The following is an 18,328-nucleotide window of genomic DNA, read 5'->3' on the forward strand; positions in this document are numbered from 1 at the left end:
CGCTGTGGCATGTGCCGGGCGGCTATGCCATGCGCGAGCGGCTCGGCGATGCCAAGGCGATCGTGCCGTCGGCAAAGAAGGTCGGCGCCTTCGGCGCGCGGCTCGATGTGCCGCTCGGCCACATCAACGCCGCCTATGTGCGCAGCCATTTCGACGCCATGGAAATCGGCATCAGCGACGGTCCGCGTCCCGATGAGATCCTGTTTTGCCTCGCCATGACCTGTGGCCCGCGCGTGCATGACCGCATGGGCGGGCTGGCGGCCAAGGACATCAAGGCATGGGATGGGCTGCGGTGAGCGCCGAAGACAATCTGCTCAAGCTGGTCGAGGCCGAGGAGCCTGACGAAAACGACTATCGCTTGCAGGAGCAGGTCGGCTTCATCCTGCGCAAGGCGCATCAGCGCCATGTCTCGATCTTCGCCGCACACATCGCCGATCTGACGCCGCCGCAATTCGCCGCTCTGGCCAAATTGCGCGACGTCGGCGAGACCTCGCAGAACCAGCTTGGCAGCCTGATCGCCATGGATGCGGCGACAGTGAAGGGCGTCATCGACCGGCTGAAAGCGCGTGGCTTTGTCGAACTTAGCAAACACGAAGTCGACAAACGGCGCCTGCTGGTCAATCTGACCGCCGAGGGGCGCGACGCGATCGAGCGGCTGATTCCGCTTGCCCGCGAGATTACGCAGGAAACGCTGGCGCCGCTTTCCGCCAAGGAGGCGGCCATTTTCATGAAGCTGCTGGCCAAGCTGGCTTGAACTGCCGTCTGCCGAGCGTTTGGTTGTTGTTCCTGCCGGGCGAAGAACGCCCGGCAGGAAAACCTCGTCTCAGAGGCCGTTGTCCTTCAGGATCTGGGCAGCATTTTCCTTGGTGATCTTCTGCGTCGGCAGGGTGATGGTCTTTTCCACCTTCTCGCCGTTCAGGAACTTGATCGCCTGCCGCAGCCCTTCGGCGCCCGGCGTCACATAAGTGAACGTCGCCGTCAGCTCGCCATTGGCGACCAGCTGCACGCCTTCATTGGGCAGGCCGTCGATGCCGATGAACTTGATGTCCTTCTCACGTCCGGCGTCCTTGGCGGCAAGATAGGCGCCATAGGCCATCGGATCATTGTGGCCGTAGACAAGATCGATCTTCTCGTTGTTGCGCAACGCGGTCGCCATGATGTTGTAGGCCTGGTCCTGCTTCCAGTCGCCCGACTGCTGGTCGAGCAGGTATTTTATGCCTGGCTCCTTGTCGGTGAATTCATGGAAGCCGTCATGGCGATCGTGTGCCGGCTGGGTGCCCATGCCGCCCCAGATCTCGACGACGTTGCCTGCGGCCTTGCCCTTGCCGCCAAGCAGCTCGACGGCATATTCACCGGCAGCCCGGCCGATCAGCTTGTTGTCGCCGCCGACGAACTGCGTGTAGTCATTGGTTTCGACGTTGCGGTCGAGCACGAAGACCGGGATCTTGGCATCGATCGCCTGCTGCACGACACCGGTCAGGCCGGCGGATTCTTTCGGTGATACCAAGAGCGAATCGACCTCCTGACGGATCAGGTTTTCGACATCGGCGACCTGCTTCTCGGTCTTGTCCTCGCCGTCGGTGATGATCAGCTCGACTTCCGGATGCTTGGCCGCTTCGGCCAGGATGTCCTTGTTGAACTGGGCGCGCCAGGGTTCGATGGTCGTCACCTGCGAGAAGCCGATCTTCCACTTCTTGTCCTGCGCATCGGCACCGCCGGCAAGCATGGCGGTCGTGGTCAGGAGTGCCGCTGTCAGCCCGGCGAGCTTCAACAATTCACGTCGTTTCATTTCTTGTTTCCTCCAATATTCAGAGACGCGGTCTCTTGCGACGGCCGCTTTGCCGCGGCCGTTTCCTTGTGCGCTTGCCCACCGGGCAGCCGCAGATAGAAGAGAAGATCACCGGCATTGCGCTCCTGTACGAGCACTGTACCGATGATGATCATCCCCTTCAGCACCAGCTGAAGGTTCGAATTGATGTTGTGCAGCTGCAGGATGTTGGAGAGCAGCCCGAAGATCAGCACGCCGCAGAACGTCCCGGTGAGGCTGCCGCGTCCGCCCATCAGGCTGGTGCCGCCGATGACCACGGCGGCAATCGCGTCGAGCTCCAGTCCGGCGCCGGCGTCCGGCTTGCCTTGCCGGTACTGTGCGACATAGAGCACCGCCGCGATGCCGGCCAGCAGCCCTGACACGGCATAGGTGGCGATCTTCACGCGGCCTGCGGCGATGCCCGACAGCCGCGCCGCCTCCTCATTGCCGCCGATTGCGTAGACATAGCGGCCGAACGGGGTGAAGCGCAGCACGGCGCCGTAGATCAGGATGGCGCCGAGGAAGAACAGGCCCGGCATCGGGATCACGCCGAACACCAGCGAGCGCAGCATTTCGAAATCGGCCGTGGCGTTCGACCCGGTATAGACCGGCAGCACGGCATTGTTCTGGCCGGCGGTCAGCCGGGCGATGCCGAGCGCAGTAACCATCATCGCCAGCGTCACGATGAAGGGCTGCAGCCGCCCGGCGACGATGATGAAGCCGTTGAGCGCGCCGAACAGCAGGCCGACGCAAGGCGCCACCAGCAGCACGCCGAGCACGCCGAATTTTGAGCCCACCTGCGGCAGCAGGAACCACAGCACCAGACTGCACAGGATCACCCCGACAATGCCGGGCGTCACCAGCCCACGAACGCTGTCCAACCTGATGTCGTGCGTAGCCTGCGCGCCGGCGCGGGATTTTTCGATGTTCAGCAGGATGAAACGAGTGACGAGAATGCCGAGGCAAAGGGCTGCCACGGCAACTGTCGGCACCCCAAGCACCACCGCCGGCGTCACGCCGGGGACCGTCAGCAGCATGGCACAGACGACCGTGCAGATCGCCATCAGCGAGCCGACGGAAAGGTCGATGCCGCCGGTGATGATCACCGCCGTCATGCCGGTGGCAATCAGGCCGGTGGTCGACACCTGGCGCAGCACATCGAGCAGGTTGCCGTAGGACAGGAAGATGTTGTTGCCCTTGGAGCTGATCGGCGAGCCGAGCACGCCGATCAGGAAGATGGCGATCAGGCCCCAATAGAGTTTCGTCCGGGACAGGATATGCAAAATGCTCATGCGGCAGGCCTCGTCATGGTCCGTCGCGGCGCCGCGAGCCGCATGATGGCCTCCTCGCTGGCTTGCGCGCGGGACAGGATTCCCGTCTGGCGGCCGTCGGCCATGACCAGGATACGGTCGGAAAGATGCAGCAGCTCCGGCAATTCCGAGCTGATGACGGCGATCGCCAGCCCGTCTCGCGCCAGCTTGAAGATGAGATCGTAGATTTCCCGCTTGGCGCCGACATCGATGCCGCGCGTCGGCTCGTCGAGCAGCAGCACCCGCGGCCTCGTCGCCAGCCATTTGCCGATGACGACCTTCTGCTGGTTGCCGCCGGACAGCGTTCCGGCCGGCTGCTCGACGGTCTCGCAGCGAATGCCGAGCGCCTTGACGGCGTCCCGTGCCAGCCCTTGCTCACCGGCCAGCGAGCGCAGGCCGAACCGCGCCAGCGCGCCGACCAGCGGCAGCGCGACATTGTCGGTGATCGAGGCCTCGAGATGCAGGCCTTGCGTCTTGCGGTCTTCCGTGACCAGGGCGATGCCGAGCCGGCGCGCATCGCGCGGCGAACGGATTTCTACCGCCTCGCCATCGAGCCTGATCTCACCGCCGGCACGTCCGCCGCTGGACCCGAAGACCGTTTCCAGGATTTCGGTGCGGCCCGAGCCCAGCAACCCGCCGATGCCGAGGATTTCACCTGCGGCAAGATCGAAGCTGACGCCGTCCAGCACGGTGCGCCAGCCATGGCGATTGGGCTTCGACAACGACAGCTCGCTGACGGACAGGACCGTGTTGCCACCGGGGATGCGGTGCTCCTGGGGGGAAGCAAGCAGGTTTCGCCCGACCATCGCCGAAATTATGGCGTCTTCGTCGAGCTTGTCCATCGCCTGCGTCAGGACGTGGCGTCCATCGCGGAACACGGTGACCCGGCTGGCCAGATGCATGACTTCGTCGATGCGGTGCGAAATGTAGACGATCGCCACGCCGCTATCGGCGAGCTGGCGGATGATGCGAAACAGCCGCTGGCATTCGGCCGGCGAAAGCGCCGAAGTCGGCTCGTCCATGATCAGAATGCGTGCCGACATCGACAGCGCCTTGGCGATCTCAACCAGCTGCTGTTCGCCGACGCGCAAGGCACCGACGCGCGCATCCGGATCGAGCTCGATGCCGAGCCTTTGCAACAGCGCGCCGGCGGCGCGGCTGCTCGCCTTGCGGTCGACGATCAGCCCGGCGATCAGCTTCTCGCGGCCGAGAAAGATATTGTCGGCGACGCTAAGTTCGGGGACGAGGTTCAGCTCCTGGTGGATGATGGCGATGCCGGCGCGCTCGGCTTCGCGGACGCCGGCAAAGCGCACCGCATGGCCATCGATACTGACCGTTCCGTTATAGTCCGTATAGACGCCGGACAGGATCTTCATCAGCGTCGACTTGCCGGCGCCGTTCTCGCCCATCAGCGCATGAACCTCGCCGCGCCGCAGCTCGAAGCCGACATCGACAAGCGCGGCGATGCCGCCGAAGGACTTGGAGATGTGCTCGGCGCTCAGCACGACAGCCGAGCCGTCCGCCATAACGCCTTGTGCAGGGATGGAATTGCCGTGCTGCATGACAAGGACGGCCTCCCTCCGTCGTCACCGAACAGCTCAAACGCTAATCTAAACGTTTCGATCATGTCAAGCCAATATCTGGAGCCTGAGATTGTTCCATTTCAATTCTTGCGCAAAACCATAAGATTCCGTAGGTATTGCTGCCGCGGAGTGGTGAAACGTTTCGAAAATGACAGCGTCAGGGCGAAAAAGGCAGCGTAAATCCACTGCACCGACCATGCTTCACGTGGCCGAGGCCGCGCGTGTTTCCGTGGCCACCGTGTCGGCGCTGATCAACGGCACCGCGACCGTCAGCCCCGAGCTCAGCCAGCGCATCGAACAGGCGATCCGCGACATCGGCTACAAGCGCAATGCCATCGCCCGCAGCCTCAAGATGGGCACCACACGCACCATCGGGCTCACCGTCCCACACATCACCAATCCGTTCTTTACCGACGTGGTTTCGGTGATCCAGCAGGCTTTCGACAGGGCCGGCTACGCCGTCATGCTGTGCTGCACCGACGAGCACCTGAACACGCAGGACGATCAGATCAGGCTGCTGCTCGACCGCATGGTCGACGGGCTGATCGTCGCGCGTGTCGGCGACGGCGCGATCCTCAAACGGATTGTCGACGACGCCAATGTGCCGGTCGTGCTGCTCGACCGTGTTTGCCAGGGTGTCGACACCGATGCCGTCGTTCTCGATAATCAGCGCGCGGTGTTCGACGCCATCACCTACCTGATCGATCTCGGCCATCGGCGCATCGGCTACATCTCCGGCTCTTTCGATATCTCGCCGATGCATGACCGCATGGCGGGATACCGCGAGGCCCTCCAGGCCGCCGGCCTGCCGGCCGAGCCCGAGCTCGTCCGCTTCGGCAACTTCCATGAAGTCGACGGCTACAACGCGACCATGCAGCTGCTTTCGCTGCACGACCGGCCGAGCGCCATCTTTTCGGCCAACAACCCGATGGTGATTGGCACCATGAAGGCCATTCGCGATATCGGCCTGTCCTGTCCGGAGGATATTTCGGTCGCCTGCTTCGACGATTTTCCGTGGTCGGATGTGTTCCGGCCGCAATTGACCACAGTCGCACAGCCGGTGCAGGCGATTGGTGAACAGGCGGCCAATCTGCTGCTCGACCGGCTCGCCGGAAACAGGGATGCGCCGCCGCGCAAGCTGACGCTCAAGGGACGCTTGATGATCCGCAATTCATGCCGTCCGCTAGGTGCAACTGCGCAGAGCGTCAGCGCGTAGCGCGTGGGCTCTGTTCAGAAACTTTGTAATGCCGGACGGACAGCGCTCCCTCTGTCCTGCCGGGCCTTCGCAGCCGCTACGGGCGCTCGTCGTTCGAAAAACCGAGCAATTGAAGGACGCGGCGCCGATCGAGCCAGGTGGCCAACAATCAGCCCGCCGACAAGCAGGAAAATCTTGGCAATCGAAGCATGTGGGATTAGGAATATGACGAGATGCGGCTGATCGCTCACACGGGCGCCGGCTTGAGTCATGCGCGTGAAATCGATCCTAATCGGGCTGGTACTTGCTGGGATGGTTGCATTCTTCGGCTGCACCACCGGCGGCGCATTAAAGACTTCCCCCTCGGCCTATGGCGGCCTCACCGACGCCGGTTTTCGCGTTCCGCCGGTTCCGATCTACAAGGTTGACCAGAAGTTCCTTCGGCAGACAGTGCCTTATGCGACTGAAGAGGCGCCTGGCACCATCATTGTCGATACAGGAGCGAAGTTCCTCTACTACATGTTGGGAGACGGTCAGGCGCTGCGCTACGGAATCGGCGTTGGCAAGGCGGGCTTCGAATGGCATGGCACCGCTCACGTTGCGAGGAAGCGCGAATGGCCGGATTGGAGCGCGCCGTCTGCGATGATCGTGCGCGAGCAGAAGCGAGGCCGCATCATACCGGCTCATATGGAGGGCGGGCTCATGAACCCGCTCGGGGCGCGGGCGCTCTATCTTTTCAACGAGAAAGGCGACACTGGATATCGGCTGCACGGCAGCCCTGAATGGTGGTCCATCGGCAAAGCTGTGTCGGCTGGCTGCATTCGCCTCATGAACCAGGACATCATCGATCTCTATAACCGCTCCACAATCGGCACCAAGGTGATCGTCATTTAGTAGGCGCCGCGTTTCCGTCTAACAGACGAGCATGACGGATCGAACACTCTCCGCGTAGAACGCGCGAACTGTTCGCGATGTCTTCGCACACCTGTTCGCGATGTTCCCTGCCTAAGGCCGGCCTGCCCGCAACAGTGCCAAGTGGCGAACCAACTCTCAGGCAGCTTCCGAGAGCGATTTGTGAGCGTCGGCCAGGATCTCGAACGAGCGCACCCGCGCCGCATGGTCGAAAATCTGCGCTGTGACCATCAGTTCGTCGGCCCCTGTGCGGCGCACAAACGCCTCGATGCCTTGCCTGACCGTTTCGGGAGAGCCGACGACGGCGCAGGAAAGCGCCTGGCTGAGCATCGTTTTGGCCATCGGGTCGAGGTCGCTCTCATATCCTTCGACCGGCGGCGGCAATCGGCCGGGCCGGCCGGTGCGCAGATTGACGAAGGCCTGCTGCAGCGAGGTGAACAACAGCCGCGCCTCTGCATCGGAAGGCGCGGCGAACACGTTGAGACCGAGCATCACGTAAGGCTTGTCGAGCTGCTCCGACGGCTGGAAGCGCGAGCGGTAGATCTCCAACGCATGGTCGAGCTCGGCCGGCGCAAAATGCGAAGCGAAGGCGTAGGGCAGGCCGAGCATGGCGGCAAGCTGCGCGCCGTAGAGGCTGGAGCCCAGAATCCAGATCGGCACCTTTTCGCCTTCGCCGGGCACCGCGCGGATGCGTTGGCCGTCTTCGGCCGGCTGGAAGTAACCGATCAGCTCGACGACGTCCTGCGGGAAATTGTCGGCGCCGGCGTCGAGGTTGCGGCGCAGTGCCCGTGCCGTGGCCATGTCGGTGCCGGGCGCTCGCCCGAGGCCGAGATCGATGCGGCCGGGATGCAGAGCGTTGAGCGTGCCGAACTGCTCGGCGATGACCAGCGGCGAATGATTGGGCAGCATGATGCCGCCGGCGCCGACGCGTATCGTACGGGTACCTCCGGCGACATGGGCAATGACCACCGAGGTGGCGGCGCTGGCAATGCCCGGCATATTGTGGTGCTCTGCCAGCCAATAGCGCCGGTAGCCCAGCCGCTCGGCATGGCGGGCGAGATCGAGCGAATTGGCGAGTGACTGTGAAGCGTTGCTGCCTTCGACGATCGGCGACAGGTCGAGAACGGAAAGAACGGTCATCGGCGCGGGTTTCCTGTGGGCCGAAGGGATGTAGGAAGCCGTTGCCGAGGCGGCAAATTCAAAATGTTGATGGAGCACTGCGGGCACACAACGGACGTGCGGCCGATGCAAGGTCGTGATCTGCACCAATCGGGGGACGCTTTTGACCCTTTAAGTCGCTACTTTTTCACCTCGGGAATCTCTTCGTCCTCGAGCACCGCCGTGTGTTGCGCCGCCAGGAAATTGCCGACATGGCTGAGACCGTCGAAATGATCGCAGAACACCTTGATGACGACCAGTAGCGGCACCGCCAGCAGCGCGCCGACGAAACCCCATAGCCAGGACCAGAAGGCGATGGCGATGAGGATCGCCACTGCGTTGATCTCGAGACGGCGGCCGACCACCGTCGGCGTCACGAACTGGCCTTCGACGACATCGCACATAAGGACGAAGGCCGGCGCCAGCAGCGCATGGGAAATCGTGTCGAAGCTGATCAGCGCGATGATGGTAACCAGCGTGATGGTGGTCAGCGCCCCGATATAGGGCAGGAAATTGAGCAGAGCCGCTGCCGCACCCCAGACCTGCGCGTTGGGCACGCCGAGCGCCCACAGGCCGAGCCCGATGACCACGCCGAGACATGTATTGATGACCGTGACGGTAAGCAGATAGTGCGAGATTTCACGTTCTACGTCGTAGACGACGCGCAGCGCCCGCTTCTTTTCGCTGAGACTGGGGAAGGACTGAACGATCTTTTCATAGAACATCGTGCCCGAGGCGAGCAGGAACAGCGACAGTACGAAGACGATGGTAACGCTGGCGCCGGCCGACAGCACATTGCCGGCGGCCTGCGAGAGAATACCGGATGGCGCCATCGCCACCCTCTGAACGCCCGGCTCCTGGGATGTCTGTGTCAGGCCTTCGACCTGGTGCGAAATCTCCACGATCCGTTCGAACGGACGGCGCAGTTGTGCCAGACGTTCGGTAAGCTGCTGGCCGATCGTCGAGGTGTTGTTGATGAGGTCGATGACCGGGCCGCTGAGCAGATATCCCGCGACGGCGACGAGGCAGAAGGAAAGCAGCACCAGCAGTGTCGCCGAAATGACATCGGGCATGCCATGCTTGCGCAGGAAGCGAACGATCGGCGTCAGCGTCAGCGCCAGCAGGAAAGCCAGAATGACCGGCATGAAGAAGGCGCGGGCGAAGTAAAGCGCGTAGATCGCCATGAGGATGAAGATGCCGACGAGCAGCGAACGCATCAGATGCGCATCCGCCCGTGCCTCGACGCGCGGATCCGGGCTTTCGGCAGCGCTTGCGCCCGAAGCGGCGGGTTCGGCTTTCATTCTGACCCTCGGCGGCACACCGCGATTGGTGTAGACCGTTGGCGAAAACGCCTCTGTCGCTTCAAGGTTCCGTCTGCCGGCGTCACCGGCAGGGCCGCCTCGCGGCCTTGCCGGTGAATCAGGCAACCGGCGCCGCCACGGCGGGAACGGCCTTCGCAGTTTCCCGGCGCACGATCGGCGCCACCTTGGTGCCGTAGAGTTCGATGGCCTTCATGACCTTGGCGTGCGGCATGGTGCCGATCGCCATTTGCAGCAGGAAGCGGTCGTTGCCGAATATCCTGTGCTGGGCAATGATCTTCTCGGCCACCTGTTCTGGATTGCCGACGAACAGCGCGCCGTTTGGGCCGCGCGATTGGTCGAAATGCGCCCGCGATGTCGGCCCCCAGCCGCGCTCGCGGCCGATGCGGTTCATCACCTCGGCCTGCGGCCCGTAGAAGTCGTCGGCTGCCTGGTCCGTGGTCTCGGCGATGAAGCCGTGCACGTTGAGGCTGGTGGCAAGGCTCGCCGGTTCGTTGCCGGCCCGCCTGGCTGCATCCCTGTAGATGTCGAACAGCGGTGCGAACCGCGCCGGCTCGCCGCCGATGATCGCCAGCGCCAGCGGCAACCCAAGCACGCCCGCGCGGGCGACGGATTGCGGTGTTCCACCGACGGCGATCCAGATCGGCAGTTTGTCCTGCAAGGGCCGGGGATAGACGCCGCGATCGTTGATGGGTGCGCGCAGGCTGCCCGACCAGGTCACCTTGACATGATCGCGGATGGCGAGCAGCAGGTCGAGCTTCTCGGCGAAGAGCTCGTCATAATCTTCGAGATTGTAGCCGAACAGCGGAAAGGATTCGATGAACGAGCCGCGCCCGGCCATGATCTCGGCCCGGCCGCCGGACAGAAGATCGAGTGTGGCAAACTGCTGGAAAACGCGCACCGGATCGTCGGAGGACAGCACGGTGACCGCGCTGGTCAGCCTTATGCGCTTGGTCCGTTCGGCAGCCGCCGCCAGCGCCACCACCGGAGCCGAGGCAGCGTAGTCGGGACGGTGGTGCTCGCCGAGACCAAACACGTCCAGCCCGACCTGGTCGGCGAGCTCGATTTCCTCGATCAGGTTGCGCAGCCGCTCATGCGCACCGATCGCACCGGGACCCGGTTCCGGGCTGACGTCGGCGAAGGTGTAGAGACCGAGTTCCATAGTGTGTCATCCCAGCGTTTTGTCGTGGCGCTACAGGTAGCGATCAGTCCGCCGCCCCGCCAGAGGCCCGGATGGTGAACAGTGCGGGTGCCATTCAGCCAAATTCAATCGAAATGGCGTCTCCCGGCTGCAACAGATCAGAATTTCATGGCTGGCATACCGTTTTGGCGCTTGAACTCTCGGTTTTCACGCGTATGTAAGCCTCGCAAATTGACTTCAGGGAAGTGGACTTGGCTATCTATAGGGAAAAAGACGTTTTCGAGCGGCGCAATGCCGCAAACGAGGCAAAGAAGGCGCTTCTGGAGCGCTTCAAGGCGAAGCCGGCGGCAGATGATCCAGCGGTGCTGGCACGACAGGCGGAGCGCAAGGCGATCCTCGAGGCCCGCGCGATACGCGAGGCCGAAAAGGCCAGGCTGAAGCAGGAAAAGCTGGCGCGCGAAGCAGCCGAAAAGGCCGAGCGCGAGGCAGCTGCCGAAGCGGCACGCATTGCCGCGGAAGAAGCCGCACAGGCCGAAGCGAAGATCCGGGAAGCTGAAGAGAACGAGCGCATCGCCCGTTTTCTTGCCGACGAGGCCGAACGCAAGGCCAAGCGTGATGCGCGCTATGCCGCGCGCAAGCAGCGCACCGGCAGGACGCCGCCCGGCTTCTCCGCGCGATAGCGCTTCCGGCGCTGATCAGCCGAATTCAAGAATCAGGGCCGCCTTGCAGCGGCCCCGAACGCGTTCGTCTGTCAGAATCGGCTAAGCCGCGAGCTTCAGTCCCATGATGCCGCAGACGATTAGCGCGATGCGGGCCAGCCTGATCGTCGCCGGCTCCCCGAGCAGCCATATCCCCAACAGCGCCGTGCCGACGGTGCCGATGCCGGTCCACGGTCAGGCTGACGATCATCGAGGCTACCGTCAGGACGGTCGGCAGCGGCTTCGAGAATCCGTCGGTGTATTTGAGGCCGATCGCCCAGCCGATCTCGAACAGGCCAGCGAGGAACAGGAAATCCACGACATCGGAAGGCTCCGTTTCGATGGCTTCCGGCCGATTTCTTGAACGCGCAAAAACTGTCTTCGCCGCATCCATAGGGGATGCGCGTGAGCTTAATGAACAATCATACCGGCCGCGTTTGCGGCCGGTCGAAATAAACCGAGACGGTAGCTGCGGCCCTACTTGTCCTTCAGCTTCATCGCCTTCACCGGCGGTGCCTTCAGGGCCGGCGCCGGAGCGGGTTTCTTCGCGTCCTTCTTCGGCTTGCGGGCTTCCTTGCCTGCCTTCATCGCACCCTTAGCCATGATTCGCTCCTCCAGTTGATGTCTGGCGAAGTGAAACAAGAGAAAACGCTCGACTGCAAGAGGCCGCTGCCGTGCAGTCGCCCTGGCCGAGGGCTGTCAACCGGTTTTCTAATTCCCTCGTAAACCGCAGCGGTCCGTGCCATGGTCTTCTTCGCACTGCAGCATCAGCCCTTGCGTTTCGCCGGCTGATGATCAGGCAGGCCGGTCAGGACGACAATGCGGATCCATATCGGTTGCCAGATGAGCTTCGACTTTCCGCAGGAAACACCGCTGATCGCGATGCTAAATGTCCATTATTCGCGTGCATCCGACCTTGAGCGGCCGGACTTCCTGACGTCGAACCCGCCGGTGCCGATCGAGAGCTACCGCGACAGTTTCGGCAATTGGTGCAACCGTTTCGTTGCGCCGGCCGGGCGCTTTGCGTTCGGCACCGACGCGGTGATCCGCGACCCCGGCTCCTTCGAGACGCGCGAGCTGACGGCGTGGCAGCACGAGGTGCGCGATCTGCCGTCGGAGACGCTGCTGTTCCTGCTGCCCAGCCGTTATTGCGAGAGCGACGTGCTGTCGAATGAAGCATGGCGGCTGTTCGGCAGCACCCCGCTCGGCATTCCGCGCGTCCAGGCGGTCTGCGACTTCGTCCATAACCACATCGCCTTCAACTATTTCAATGCGCGCCCGACGCGCACCGCCGCCGAGGCCTATCGCGAGCAGAGTGGTGTGTGCCGCGACTTTGCCCACCTAGCTGTTGCCTTCTGCCGCGCCCTGAACATTCCGACCCGCTACTGCACCGGCTATATCAGTGATATCGGCCTGCCAAAGCCGTGGTCGGACATGGATTTCGCCGCCTGGATGGAGGTCTATCTCGGCGGCCGCTGGCACGCGTTCGACCCGCGCAACAACGCGCCGCGCATCGGCCGCATCCTGATTGCCTCCGGACGCGATGCCGCCGATGTGCCGCTGACCCACATTTTTGGGCCCGGCGCGCTGGCTGGCTTCAAGGTCTGGACGGACGAGGTCGTCGAATAGCCCCGCGCCGCCCTTTTGAACAACTCGACACTTCGGGCGTTGTGGGAACTGTGGAGCGTGGGCGGGCGCTCCGCCAATCTCGAGTGCATCAACCAAGGCAGCACACCATGGCGGCGCATGGCGGGTCGAAAAAAGTGATCTATGCGGCACTCGCCGGAAATCTTGCGATCGCACTGACCAAATTCGCCGCTGCCTTGTTCACGGGCAGCTCGGCAATGCTCTCGGAAGGCGTCCACTCGCTCGTCGATACCGGCAATGGCAGCCTGCTGCTTTACGGCATGCACCGTGCCGCCCGGCCGGCCAACCGCACGCATCCGCTCGGCCATGGCCGCGAGCTGTACTTCTGGAGCTTCATCGTCGCGCTCCTAGTCTTTGCACTGGGCGCCGGCATATCGTTCTACGAAGGCGTGACACACATCATGGCGCCGGAGCCGATCGCCAACGCCAAGGTGAACTACGCTGTCCTTGGCCTTTCCTTCCTCTTCGAAGGCACCTCTTGGCTGGTGGCGCTGAAGGAATTCCGCCACCAAAAAGGCAGCCACGGCTGGCTCGAGGCGGTGCAGCTCAGCAAGGATCCGAGTGTCTACACCATACTCTTCGAGGACAGCGCGGCACTTCTCGGCCTCGTTGTCGCCTTCGCCGGCATATTGGCGGCGGAACGGCTGGACATGCCGAAGCTCGACGGCGCCGCGTCGATCGGCATCGCGCTCATCCTGGGCGCGACCGCGATCTTCCTGGCGCGCGAAAGCAAAAGCCTGCTGCTCGGCGAGCCGGCCTCGCCCGAGGTGCAAACAGAGGTGCTGGCCATCGTCCAGCAGGACCCGGCGGTGCAACGGGCAAATGGCGTGCTCACGCTGCATTTGGGTCCGCAGGAGATCGTCGCCGCTTTGAGCATCGAGTTCGAGGATCATTTGTCGGCGCCGGAGATAGAGACCTGCGTCGAGCGCCTCGAGACGCGGCTGAAGGCGGAGATGCCGGAGGTGACGCGACTCTTCGTCAAGCCGCAGACTACAGGCACCTGGAAACGCCGGAGCAATGCCTTGGAGGGGGCATCCGGACAAGAACCGGCCTAAAGAAAATGGCTTGAGGAAACCGATGCGCCATCGGGCAGTCCCGGTTATGATTGCGGGCAAAAGCTCCAGGAGGAACGAAGATGAAAATCGCCGGCGCGTGTCATTGCGGCGCTATCACTTACGAGGCCGAAGTCGATCCGGAAAAGACCACCATTTGTCACTGCATCGATTGTCAGAAGCTAACCGGAACGGCCTTTCGCGTCACCGTGCCGGCGTCCGAGGACAATTACAGGATCACCAAGGGCACGCCGAAAATCTACATCAAGACCGGCTCGAGCGGCGCCAAGCGCGCCCAGGCGTTTTGCGGTGAGTGCGGCTCGCATCTCTACGCCACGTCGGCGGGCGAGGGACCGAAGGTTTACGGCATCAGGGTCGGCACGGCACGGCAGCGCGATCAACTGGTGCCGAGAAAGCAGATCTGGCACCGATCGGCGCTGCATTGGCTGCCGGAATTCGAAGGCACGACCATCATCGAGGAGCAGTAGCACCAGACCCGGGCGAAGCGCTCGGCTCCGGGTTCCAGCATAGCTCTCAATCGTCGCCTTCGACGACCCTCAGCCTCAACTGCCCGGTTTTCGAATCGGCAACACGCGGGCTGCTTTCCGCTCTTGCTCCGCTGCCATTCGAACCAGCGGTGTCCTCCGCCGGCTGCACGCCAAACTCCAGCGCCTCGATCTTTTGTCCGCGCCTGGTCACCTTCGATGTCGAGACCAGAATGTCGTCGATATCCTTGGCCGATTGGCCGAAATGCGTCTGCAATTTGCGCACCCGCTCGTCGAGCCGAGAGACGTCTTCCATCAGCCGGATAACCTCGCCCTGGATCAGGTGCGCCTGCTCGCGCATGCGGGCATCCTTGAGGATCGCCTGGATGACCTGGATCGACAGCATCAAAAGCGACGGCGAGACGATGACGATCCGCGAACGATGCGCCTTTTGGACAACGGCCTCGAAATTCTCATGGATTTCGGCGAACACCGATTCCGAGGGCACGAACATGAAGGCGGTGTCCTGCGTCTCGCCCTGGATCAGGTATTTTTCGGAAATATCCCGGACATGCACCTCGATGTCGCGGCGGAAAGCCTGAGCGGCGGACTTCTGCAGGTCGGCGCCTTCGGCGGCCCGGATGGCATTCCAGGCCTCGAGCGGAAACTTTGCATCGATGGCAAGCGACGGTGCGCCGTTCGGCATCTTCACCAGGCAGTCGGGCCGGCTGCCATTCGACAAGGTCGCCTGAAATTCATAGGCGCCGTGCGGCAATCCGTCGGCGACGATGGCTTCCATGCGCGACTGGCCGAAGGCGCCGCGCGTCTGCTTGTTGGAAAGGATCGCCTGCAATTGCACGACCTGGCCGGCCAGCGACTGGATGTTGCCTTGCGCGATATCGATGACCGCCAGCCGCTCCTGCAGCTTGGCGAGGCTCTCATGCGTCGATCTCGTCTGCTCGGTCATGGTCTGGCCGAGGCGGCCGGTCATGGCATCGAGGCGCTGGCCGATCGACTGTGTCAGTTCGGCCTGGCGCGCCCCGAACACTTCGGCGATGGCGCCCATACGGCCCTGCATTTCCGCCTGGCTTGCCAAGATGCCGGCCATCCGCACCTCGGCGTCGCGGGCGTGGTCGGCGGCTTCGGCGGCCGCCACCGCACGCGCCTTGGCCGATCGCCAGAGCGCAACCACGAGCGCCACGAACAGTCCGAGGAACAGCATTGCGCCGAAACCCAGGGCATGGCCGAGCGTGATCGTGGTGGCGCCGAGCCGGGCGACAGGTTCGGACAGGATGGTGGCCAGATCGTTCATGCCGACAGCATAGATGATTCGGTCTGCCGGCACAGATCAAAACGTGAACGACCCGAAGGCGCCCCGGTTGACGCTTTTCCTGCGAGGTCTTAGGTGAGACGCCATGTCGATCAAGCCGCTTATCATCCTCCCCGATCCCGTCCTGCGCCAGGTTTCAAGACCGGTCGAGCGTGTCGACGGCGACTTGCGCAAACTGGCCGGCGACATGCTGGACACCATGTATGACGCGCCCGGCATTGGCCTCGCGGCGATCCAGGTCGGCGAACCCTTGCGCATGCTGGTGATCGACCTCGCCAAAGAAGACGAGACGCCGGCACCGCACGTCTTCATCAATCCCGAAATCCTCGAAAGCTCCGACCAGCGTTCGGTCTATGAGGAAGGCTGCCTGTCGATCCCGGATTACTACGCCGAGGTCGAGCGTCCGGCAGCGGTGCGGGTGAAATATCTCGATCGCGACGGCGAGCTGCAGGAGATCGAAGCCGAGGGGCTGATGGCGACCTGCCTGCAGCATGAAATCGACCATCTCAACGGCGTGCTGTTCATCGATCACATCTCAAAACTGAAGCGCGACATGGTGGTCAAGAAGTTCAAAAAGCTCGCCAGGGACAAGGCGCCGGGCAAGATGGTGGGATAGGGGTCGACGAATGCCCCTGCGTGTCATCTTCATGGGTACGCCTGAATTCTCCGTGCCGACCTTGCGGGCGATTGCTGGGGCAGGGCATGAATTAGCAGCCGTCTACACGCAGCCGCCGCGCGCCGGCGGCCGGCGCGGGCTCGAGCTGACGCCGTCGCCGGTGCAGCGCGAGGCGTATCGGTTGGGCGTCGAGGTTCGCACGCCGGTGTCGCTGAAGAGCGAGGCGGAGCAGGAGGGGTTCCGCGCCTTGCGCGCCGATGTCGCCGTGGTCGTCGCCTACGGGCTGCTTCTGCCCAAACCCATTCTCGAGGCGCCGCGGCTCGGTTGCCTCAACGGTCACGCATCGCTGTTGCCGCGCTGGCGCGGCGCTGCCCCTATCCAGCGCGCCATCATGGCCGGCGATACTGAGACTGGCATGATGGTGATGCGGATGGAGGAAGGCCTCGACACCGGGCCGGTGGCAATGGTTGAAAAATGCGCCGTTGGACCCGACATGACGGCCGGCGATCTGCACGACCGGCTGATGGTGTTGGGTGCGGCTCTGATGGTGCAGGCGCTCGAACGGCTGGAACGGAATACGCTGACATTTACCACACAGGCCGAGGTGGGGGTGACCTACGCCAAGAAAATCGATAAATCGGAGACTCGCATAGACTGGCTGCGACCTGCCGGCGACGTGCACAACCAGATTCGCGGCCTGTCGCCCTTTCCCGGTGCATGGTGCGAGACCGAAATCGGCGGCCGCATGGAGCGGCTGAAACTGCTTCGCTCGACGCTCTTGCAAGGCGCCGGCGAACCGGGAGGAATTCTCGACGATCGGCTGACGGTCGCCTGCGGGTCAGGCGCGATCAGGCTGGTCGAAGTTCAACGTGCGGGCGGAAGGCCCATTGCCGCGCAGGAGTTTCTGCGCGGGGCCAAGCTCGAAAAAGGAATGAAATTGTCATGAGCATGATGTCCATACGCGCGGCGACGCCGCGGGACCGCGAGGCGATCCGCCTTGTCGAAGAACACGCATTCGGCCAGCAGGCGGAGGCCGGACTGGTCGACGCGCTGGTCACCGGCGGTGATGCCGTCGTCGAACTGGTGGCGGACGAAGACGGGCAAGTGGTCGGCCATATCCTGTTTTCACGGCTCTTCGTGCAGAATGGCGGCAAGAGCTTCCCGGCGGTGGCTTTGGCGCCTCTGGCGGTCGAGCCGTCGTTCCACGGCACCGGCATCGGCGGTGCGCTGGTCCGCGAGGCGCATATCCGCCTGAAGGCTGCTGGCGAGACGCTCGCCGTGGTGCTCGGCGATCCGGCTTACTATGGACGTTTCGGCTACAGCCGCGCCCGTGCAGCGAAATTCGAGAGCGATTACCAAGGCGAGGCCCTGCAGGCGCTTGCCTGGGGCGAGGCGCCGGAGACCGGCAGGCTGGTCTACGCCTCGGCCTTCGGCTCAGCCCTCGCCGCCTGATTTCGCCTCGACCCGGGAATGCCGCGTTTTCGCCTCGACATCGAATATGACGGCAGTCTCTTCGCCGGCTGGCAGCGCCAGGCCAACCAGCCTTCGGTGCAGCAGGCGATCGAGCAGGCGATCGAGAAGTTCTGTGGTGAGCAGGTTTCGCTTCGCGCCGCCGGCCGCACCGATGCCGGCGTCCATGCGACCGCTCAGGTGGCGCATGTCGATCTGATCAAGGCATGGCCCGGCGACAAGGTGCGCGACGCCGTCAACGCGCATCTGCAAGCGGCCAAGGTGCGCATCGCCATCCTGAAGGCCGCCGTCGTGCCGGATAGCTTCGATGCGCGTTTCTCGGCGATCGGCCGCCATTACCTCTACCGCATCGTCAACCGCCGCGCGCCGGCGGCGCTCGACAAGGGCAGGATCTGGTGGGTACCGAAGCAGCTCGATGCCGGTGCCATGCACGAAGCGGCAAAGGTGCTGCTTGGCCGGCATGATTTCACCACCTTTCGCTCGACCCAGTGCCAGGCCACCAGCCCGGTCCGCACGCTCGACCGGCTGGATGTCAGCCGGGCGGGCGATTTCATCGAAATCCGCGCTTCGGCGCGGTCATTCCTGCACAACCAGGTGCGCTCGAT

Annotated in this window: 20 protein-coding genes and 1 pseudogene; 12 read left to right on the plus strand and 9 right to left on the minus strand. The window is 63.4% G+C overall.

All coding sequences use genetic code 11. The features are described 5' to 3' along the window. Nucleotides 1-296, plus strand: a 296-nt coding sequence (locus tag E5W70_RS23115) for an amino acid synthesis family protein (protein WP_292662816.1), incomplete at its 5' end; no start/stop codon positions are given. Continuing rightward, complete coding sequence (locus tag E5W70_RS23120) at nt 293-754, plus strand: MarR family transcriptional regulator (protein WP_023718174.1); 462 nt, start codon at nt 293-295, stop codon at nt 752-754. The genes E5W70_RS23115 and E5W70_RS23120, both read left to right, overlap by 4 nt. 69 nt (nt 755-823) lie before the next feature. Here E5W70_RS23120 and E5W70_RS23125 read toward each other — a convergent pair whose 3' ends face one another. Genes E5W70_RS23125 through E5W70_RS23135 form a run of 3 tightly spaced genes read right to left on the minus strand, consistent with a single transcriptional unit; the run spans nt 824 to nt 4,679 of the window. Further along, nucleotides 824-1,789: a substrate-binding domain-containing protein gene (locus tag E5W70_RS23125; RefSeq protein ID WP_292662818.1), complete on the minus strand. Its 966-nt coding sequence runs from the start codon at nt 1,787-1,789 to the stop codon at nt 824-826. After that, entirely contained in the window at nt 1,786-3,099 is a 1,314-nt protein-coding gene (locus tag E5W70_RS23130) for an ABC transporter permease (RefSeq protein WP_023718176.1), read from the minus strand. Before E5W70_RS23130 ends, E5W70_RS23125 begins: the two co-directional genes overlap by 4 nt. After that, on the minus strand, nt 3,096-4,679 hold the full coding sequence (locus tag E5W70_RS23135; protein WP_292662820.1) for a sugar ABC transporter ATP-binding protein: 1,584 nt from the start codon (nt 4,677-4,679) through the stop codon (nt 3,096-3,098). The genes E5W70_RS23130 and E5W70_RS23135 overlap by 4 nt, the downstream gene beginning before the upstream one ends. Nucleotides 4,680-4,896: 217 nt before the next feature. Here E5W70_RS23135 and E5W70_RS23140 point away from each other — a divergent pair, with 217 nt between their 5' ends. Both E5W70_RS23140 and E5W70_RS23145 read left to right on the plus strand, forming a co-directional pair. Further along, entirely contained in the window at nt 4,897-5,916 is a 1,020-nt protein-coding gene (locus tag E5W70_RS23140) for a LacI family DNA-binding transcriptional regulator (RefSeq protein WP_254815864.1), read from the plus strand. A 249-nt stretch (nt 5,917-6,165) separates the two neighbouring features. Beyond that, complete coding sequence (locus tag E5W70_RS23145) at nt 6,166-6,789, plus strand: L,D-transpeptidase (RefSeq protein ID WP_292662823.1); 624 nt, start codon at nt 6,166-6,168, stop codon at nt 6,787-6,789. A 156-nt stretch (nt 6,790-6,945) separates the two neighbouring features. On the opposite strand, the gene E5W70_RS23150 is transcribed toward E5W70_RS23145, so the two are convergent. From E5W70_RS23150 to E5W70_RS23160, 3 genes are all read right to left on the minus strand, one after another. Further along, entirely contained in the window at nt 6,946-7,947 is a 1,002-nt protein-coding gene (locus E5W70_RS23150) for an LLM class flavin-dependent oxidoreductase (RefSeq protein WP_292662825.1), read from the minus strand. A gap of 158 nt (nt 7,948-8,105) precedes the next feature. Beyond that, nucleotides 8,106-9,266 (minus strand): AI-2E family transporter, encoded by a 1,161-nt coding sequence (locus E5W70_RS23155; protein ID WP_292662827.1) that lies wholly within the window; start codon nt 9,264-9,266, stop codon nt 8,106-8,108. A gap of 118 nt (nt 9,267-9,384) precedes the next feature. Beyond that, nucleotides 9,385-10,446 carry an LLM class flavin-dependent oxidoreductase gene (locus E5W70_RS23160; RefSeq protein WP_292662829.1) on the minus strand — a complete coding sequence of 354 codons (1,062 nt, stop codon included), beginning with the start codon at nt 10,444-10,446 and terminating at the stop codon, nt 9,385-9,387. Between the two features lie 230 nt (nt 10,447-10,676). Here E5W70_RS23160 and E5W70_RS23165 point away from each other — a divergent pair, with 230 nt between their 5' ends. Next, nucleotides 10,677-11,105, plus strand: coding sequence for a DUF6481 family protein (locus E5W70_RS23165; RefSeq protein WP_023718183.1), 429 nt, complete (start codon nt 10,677-10,679; stop codon nt 11,103-11,105). Between the two features lie 81 nt (nt 11,106-11,186). Here E5W70_RS23165 and E5W70_RS23170 read toward each other — a convergent pair. Both E5W70_RS23170 and E5W70_RS23175 read right to left on the minus strand, forming a co-directional pair. Beyond that, nucleotides 11,187-11,466 (minus strand): annotated as a pseudogene (locus tag E5W70_RS23170) (multidrug efflux SMR transporter). A gap of 134 nt (nt 11,467-11,600) precedes the next feature. Then, entirely contained in the window at nt 11,601-11,726 is a 126-nt protein-coding gene (locus E5W70_RS23175; protein ID WP_013528464.1) for a hypothetical protein, read from the minus strand. Nucleotides 11,727-11,942: 216 nt separating this feature from the next. On the opposite strand from E5W70_RS23175, the gene E5W70_RS23180 reads away from it, so the two are divergent. From E5W70_RS23180 to E5W70_RS23190, 3 genes are all read left to right on the plus strand, one after another. Further along, a complete protein-coding gene (locus tag E5W70_RS23180; protein WP_292662831.1) occupies nt 11,943-12,752 on the plus strand; it encodes a transglutaminase family protein in 810 nt (269 codons plus the stop codon). A gap of 107 nt (nt 12,753-12,859) precedes the next feature. Continuing rightward, nucleotides 12,860-13,825 carry a cation diffusion facilitator family transporter gene (locus E5W70_RS23185; RefSeq protein WP_292662833.1) on the plus strand — a complete coding sequence of 322 codons (966 nt, stop codon included), beginning with the start codon at nt 12,860-12,862 and terminating at the stop codon, nt 13,823-13,825. 80 nt (nt 13,826-13,905) lie between these two features. After that, entirely contained in the window at nt 13,906-14,310 is a 405-nt protein-coding gene (locus E5W70_RS23190) for a GFA family protein (protein ID WP_292662835.1), read from the plus strand. A 46-nt stretch (nt 14,311-14,356) separates the two neighbouring features. Here E5W70_RS23190 and E5W70_RS23195 read toward each other — a convergent pair whose 3' ends face one another. Beyond that, a complete protein-coding gene (locus E5W70_RS23195; RefSeq protein WP_292662837.1) occupies nt 14,357-15,619 on the minus strand; it encodes a DNA recombination protein RmuC in 1,263 nt (420 codons plus the stop codon). A gap of 103 nt (nt 15,620-15,722) precedes the next feature. Between E5W70_RS23195 and def the strand changes: the two genes are divergently transcribed. From def to truA, 4 genes are all read left to right on the plus strand, one after another. After that, nucleotides 15,723-16,253, plus strand: coding sequence for a peptide deformylase (gene def, locus E5W70_RS23200; RefSeq protein ID WP_292662838.1), 531 nt, complete (start codon nt 15,723-15,725; stop codon nt 16,251-16,253). 16 nt (nt 16,254-16,269) lie between these two features. After that, nucleotides 16,270-17,199, plus strand: coding sequence for a methionyl-tRNA formyltransferase (gene fmt / locus E5W70_RS23205; RefSeq protein ID WP_292662844.1), 930 nt, complete (start codon nt 16,270-16,272; stop codon nt 17,197-17,199). Then, nucleotides 17,196-17,705, plus strand: a complete 510-nt coding sequence (locus tag E5W70_RS23210; RefSeq protein ID WP_292662840.1) for an N-acetyltransferase — start codon at nt 17,196-17,198, stop codon at nt 17,703-17,705. Before fmt ends, E5W70_RS23210 begins: the two co-directional genes overlap by 4 nt. 18 nt (nt 17,706-17,723) lie before the next feature. Further along, nucleotides 17,724-18,328, plus strand: a 605-nt coding sequence (gene truA / locus E5W70_RS23215) for a tRNA pseudouridine(38-40) synthase TruA (RefSeq protein WP_292662842.1), incomplete at its 3' end; no start/stop codon positions are given.

This window comes from Mesorhizobium sp., assembly GCF_005063415.1.
GTDB lineage: Bacteria > Pseudomonadota > Alphaproteobacteria > Rhizobiales > Rhizobiaceae > Mesorhizobium.